General features: G+C 70.2%; 3 protein-coding genes. All 3 read left to right on the top strand.

Features of this window, described 5'->3' with window-relative positions; translation table 11 throughout:
* Positions 1-992, top strand: a 992-nt coding sequence (locus ACFW2E_RS28200) for a carbohydrate ABC transporter permease (protein WP_384469880.1), incomplete at its 5' end; no start/stop codon positions are given.
* A complete protein-coding gene (locus ACFW2E_RS28205) occupies positions 989-1,885 on the top strand; it encodes a carbohydrate ABC transporter permease (protein WP_384469881.1) in 897 nt (298 codons plus the stop codon). The genes ACFW2E_RS28200 and ACFW2E_RS28205, both read left to right, overlap by 4 nt.
* Before the next feature lie 12 nt (positions 1,886-1,897).
* Entirely contained in the window at positions 1,898-4,795 is a 2,898-nt protein-coding gene (locus tag ACFW2E_RS28210) for a glycoside hydrolase family 2 TIM barrel-domain containing protein (RefSeq protein WP_384469882.1), read from the top strand.
* The last annotated feature ends 114 nt before the right edge of the window (positions 4,796-4,909 follow it).

Raw genomic sequence — 4,909 nt, forward strand, 5'->3', positions numbered from 1 at the left:
CCGGGGGGCGGCCCCCGCCCCCACAACCCCCCCCCCCCCCCCCCGGGGCCCCCGCCCCCCCCCCCCGGGCGGGGCTATCCGGCCCCGGCCCGCGGCGGGGGCTGCGCGGCAGCCGCACGCTCACCTTCTGGCTCTTCACCGGCCCGTTCCTCACCGGGCTGATCGTCTTCGTCTACATCCCCATCGGCTGGAGCGTCTACCTCAGCTTCTTCGAGGCCCGCTTCACCGTGACGCCCAGCGACTTCGTGGGCCTGGACAACTACCGTCAGATGCTGACGGACGGCAACTTCACCGGTTCCCTGCTCACCTTCACCGTCTTCGCCGCGTTCATCGTGCCCATCACCTGGGCGCTTTCGCTGGGCCTGGCACTGCTGGTGAACCGGCTGCGCTTCATGCGGGCGTTCTGCCGGTCGGTGTTCTTCCTGCCGACGGCCTGCAGCTATGTCGCCGCCTCACTGATCTGGAAGATGTCCATCTTCAGCGGCGTGCGCTTCGGCCTGGCGAACACCGTCATCGGCTGGTTCGGCGTGGACAACATCGCCTGGCTCGCCGACCCCGACCCGCCCTGGTACTGGCTGGTCATCCTCACCGCCCGCCTGTGGCTGCAGTCCGGCTTCTACATGATCCTGTTCCTGGCCGCGCTGCAGAACATCCCGCGGGAGCTGTACGAGGCCGCCGCGATCGACGGCGCGAAGCCCGGCCTGCAGACCTTCCGCCACATCACACTGCCGCAGTTGCGCGCCACCTCGACGGCGGTGGTCCTGCTGCTGCTCGTGGCCGCCTACCAGGCCTTCGACGAGTTCTTCAACCTGCTGTCCAAGACGACGTGGGGCCGTCCGCCGCTCGTCGAGCTCTACTACACGGCCCTCGGCCAGGACCAGAACTACGGCGCGGGCAGCGCCGGAGCCGTGATCCTGACCCTGCTGATCTGCGTCGTGACCCTGTTCCAGGGCAGGATCATGGGATTCGGAAGGGGTGACGCGTCCAAGTGACCACGACCGCACCCGAGGTGAGCGGGAGCCGGCCGCCCTCCGTCCCGGCGCGCCGCGTCCGGCGCGGGGGCGGGGTGATGAGCTCCACCGGGCTGTACGTCGCCACCGGCGTCGCCGCGTTCTTCTTCCTCGTCCCGTTCTATCTGCTGATCCGCAACGCCCTCTCCACCGATCCGGAGATCACCGGCGAGAACTGGAAGTTCTTCCCCGGCCACATCCAGTGGAGCAACATCACCGAGCCGTTCGACGACCCCACGGTCGACTTCGGGCAGTCCATGGTGAATTCCCTGGTCGTCGGCATACTGCATACGGTCGGCACGCTCTTCGTGTGCTCGCTCGCCGGCTACGGCCTCGCCCGCATCCCCTACCGGCACGCCGACAAGGTCTTCTACGCCGTGCTGGTGACCCTCATGGTTCCGGCCGCCGTCACCTTCGTGCCCAGCTTCGTGCTGGTGTCGTCCCTCGGCTGGGTGGACAGCTACCGCGGTCTCGTCGTCCCGGGTCTGTTCAGCGGTTTCACCTGCTTCCTCTTCCGGCAGTACTTCCTGGGGTTCCCCAAGGAGCTGGAGGAGGCGGCACGCGTGGACGGGCTCGGACACTGGGGCGCGTACTGGCGTGTGGTCGTCCCCAACTCGCTGAACTTCTTCGCGGCGATCGCCACGATCACCTTCATCAACGGCTGGAACTCCTTCCTGTGGCCGCTGGTCATCGGCCAGGACCCCGGCGCCTGGACGGTCCAGGTCGCGCTCTCCTCGTACATGACCAACCAGACCGTCAACTACCACCTGATCTTCATGGCCACCGCCATTTCCATCCTGCCCCTGTTGTTCGTGTTCCTCTTCCTCCAGCGCTGGCTGGTGCAGGGGATCGCGCAGACCGGTATCAAGGGCTGAGCAAGGAGACAGATGTCCTTCCGCACTACCACGGCCATCGATTACGTAGAGGACGTGGCACCCGGCTCCGGGGCACTGCCGCCCCGGGCCTGGTACGCCTCCTCGGACTCGAGAACACTGTCACTGAACGGCGGTTGGCGATTCCGGCTGTCGGCGACGGCCGACGCCGAGGACGACTCGTTCGCCGAGCCGGGGTACGACGCCGGCGACTGGGCCGAGGTCTCGGTCCCCGGCCACTGGGTCCTCCAGGGCCACGGCTCCCCCATCTACACCAACCATCTGTACCCCTTCCCGGTCGACCCGCCCCGCGTCCCGACCGAGAACCCCACCGGCGACCACCTGCGCGTATTCGACCTGCCGTCCGGCTGGCCGTCCGACGGAGGCGCGGTGCTGAGATTCGACGGTGTCGAGTCCTGCGCGCGCGTCTGGCTGAACGGCACGGACGTCGGCGAGTTCAAGGGCTCCCGGCTGCCGCACGAGTTCGCGGTCGGCCATCTGCTCAGGCCCGGCGGCAACGTACTGGCCGTCCGTGTGCACCAGTGGTCGGCGGGCTCCTACCTGGAGGACCAGGACCAGTGGTGGCTGCCGGGCATCTTCCGTGACGTCACCCTGCTGCACCGCCCGGCGGGTGCCGTCCTCGACTTCTTCGTGCACGCCTCCTACGACCACGTGACCGGCGAGGGCACCCTGCGTGTCGACTCCGACGTGGACGGCCGGGTCACCGTGCCGGACCTGGGCATCGACGCGGCGACCGGTGAGCCGGTGACGGTCGCGGTCGATCCGTGGACGGCGGAGACCCCGAAGCTGTACGACGGCGTGCTGGCCACCGAGGGCGAGCGGGTGCCCCTGCGGATCGGCTTCCGGACGGTCGAGCTGACCGACGGTCTGATCAAGGTCAACGGCAGGGCGGTCCTCTTCAAGGGCGTCAACCGCCACGAGTGGCACCCGGAGAAGGGCCGCGCCCTCGACCCGGAGACCATGCGCGAGGACGTGCTGCTGATGAAGCGGCACAACATCAACGCGGTCCGCACCTCCCACTACCCGCCCCACCCCGCCTTCCTCTCCCTCTGCGACGAGTACGGCCTGTGGGTGGTCGACGAGTGCGACCTGGAGACCCACGGCTTCACCGAGCAGGCCTGGCGGGACAACCCCGTCGACGACGAGCGCTGGACCCCGGCGCTGCTCGACCGCGCCGCCCGTATGGTCGAGCGCGACAAGAACCATCCGTCGGTCGTCATCTGGTCCCTCGGCAACGAGGCGGGCACCGGCCGCGGTCTCACCGCGATGGCCCAGTGGATCCGCGACCGGGACTCCTCACGGCTCGTGCACTACGAGGGCGACATCAACTGCCGTGACACGGACGTCTACTCGCGCATGTACGCCGGTCACGCGGAGGTCGAACGGATCGGCCGGGGCCTGGACGGGGGTACGCACGGGCGCCGGGCACTCCCCTTCATCCTGTGCGAGTACGGCCACGCCATGGGCAACGGCCCCGGCGGGATCGCCGACTACCAGCGGCTCTTCGAGTCGTACGACCGGCTCCAGGGCGGCTTCGTCTGGGAGTGGATCGACCACGGCATCAAGGACGAGCGGTACGGCTTCGCGTACGGCGGCGACTTCGGCGAGGAGCTGCACGACGGCAACTTCGTCTGCGACGGGCTGCTGTTCCCCGACCGGCGGCCGTCGCCGGGGCTGATCGAGTACAAGAAGGTGATCGAGCCGGTCGCGATCGAGGTAGGGGGGTCGCCCCTGTCCGAGCGGAGCCGAGAGCTCGGGGCAGGCACCGACGCCACCGTGCGGATCACCAACAAGCAGGACTTCGCCGACCTGTCGGGACTGGCCTTCGAGTGGTCGTACCAGGTCGACGGCGAGACGGTCGCCTCCGGCGGCCTCTCGGTGCCGGCGCTGACACCCGGCGAGTCGGCCGATGTGAAGCTGCCCGAGCCGCCCACGACCGCGACCGGTGAGACGCAGTGGACGGTACGGGCGCTGCTCGCCGCCGACACCCCGTGGGGACCGCGGGACCATGTGGTGGCGTGGGGCCGGTTCGTCGCCTCCGCACGGCAGTTGCCATCCGTGGCGCCCACCGGCGCTCCGGTGGTCGGCGAGCGGCTGATCACCCTGGGGCCGGCCTCCTTCGACGCCCGCACCGGCGCACTGCGGACGATCGGTGGTGTGGAGGTCGCCGGACTCCGGCTGGACGTGTGGCGGGCGACCACCGACAACGACGACGGCGCGGCCTGGCAGACGGACGTCCGCCACGGCCTGCTGTGGCGGAAGTACGGCCTGCACCGCATGCGGCACCGCCTGGACGCGGTGGAGCCGGGCGACGACGCGCTGACCGTACGCACCCGGGTGGCGCCCGCCGCCCGGGAGGTGGGCCTGTCGACGGTGTACCGCTGGACGTCGGACGGCAACCGGCTGAAGCTGACCGTGTCCGTGACTCCCGAGGGCGACTGGACGGTGCCGCTGCCGCGCCTCGGCATCCGGTTCGGGCTGTCCCAGGCCGGCACCGTGAGGTGGTTCGGCGGCGGCCCCGGTGAGGCGTACCCGGACACCAGGGCCGCGGCATGGGTCGGCAGCTGGGAGTCGACCGTCGACGATATGCAGACGCCGTACGTCCGCCCCCAGGAGAACGGCGCCCGCGCCGACGTCCGCCGGGCGGAGATCGGCGGTCTGCGCATCGAGGGCGATCCGGAGTTCTGGTTCACCGCCCGCCGCTGGACCAGCGAGCAGCTGGACGCCGCCGCGCACCTCACGGATCTCACGCCCGGCGACACGGTCTGGGTCAACCTCGACCACGGCCAGCACGGCATCGGCTCGCAGTCCTGCGGCCCGGGCCCGCTGCCCCAGTACTACCTGTGGGCGGAGCCGGCCGAGTTCTCGTTCGTGTTCTCGGAGGCCGATTGACCGAGACGGTCCTGCGGACCCCCCCCGGCGGGCGGGGGGACACCCCGCCCCCCCCGGGGGGGGCCGGGGGCGGGGTGGTACACCAAGTCCTGGGACCGGGGGGGTTGCGCCCCG

The organism is Streptomyces sp. NPDC058964, assembly GCF_042741275.1.
GTDB lineage: Bacteria > Actinomycetota > Actinomycetes > Streptomycetales > Streptomycetaceae > Streptomyces.